The 567-nt window shown below is 55.6% G+C and carries 1 protein-coding gene; it reads right to left on the bottom strand.

Translation table 11 applies throughout. The features are described from left to right. Window positions 1-252 precede the first annotated feature (252 nt). A partial coding sequence (locus tag AC1DDH_RS20445; RefSeq protein WP_476956205.1) for a hypothetical protein occupies window positions 253-567 on the bottom strand: 315 nt, incomplete at its 5' end.

The raw sequence follows: 567 nt of genomic DNA, 5'->3' as shown, positions 1-567 counted from the left end.
GAGCGTAGCGCAGCCTGGTAGCGCATCTGATTTGGGATCAGAGGGTCGTAGGTTCGAATCCTATCGCTCCGACCAGTTTTGCAGTGGTAAAAGGCAGTCGAAACAAGGGCTTACGTTGAAAAACGTAAGCCCTTTTTCTTTGTCCGTCGCCCCGCTTCCAATATGGTTCCAACTCGAATTCCAAAATACAGTGGTCATACAGCACTGTATGGATGATCAGATAAAGCCTGGTTTACGAACTGGGTGGAATGGCTAGTGGGGCACGACGCCCCCGTAAAGCAAGAGATATTCGGGAGCGAACTTCGCCCCCCATCCAGCGTGTATGCGTGCGATAGCTTCGGCCTGACAGACCCCCGTGCTGACGAGCCTGCGTACTTCCGCGTCGACGTATTCCTCGGTGAAAATTCGAGTGTTCACGGGTTCGCCATCATCCGGGCAAGTTGGCGACATCTGTGCAATCCTCGGGATGAGGTCGCAAAACCACGCACGATCCCGGCATGTTCGCGAGTCAGGGCCGATGAGGTACACAATGGGCCCGACCACGATGATGCCCGCGACCACCGCTGC

The organism is Arthrobacter sp. 10T425, from assembly GCF_056393985.1.
This window is presented reverse-complemented; position numbering and strand designations above follow the sequence as displayed.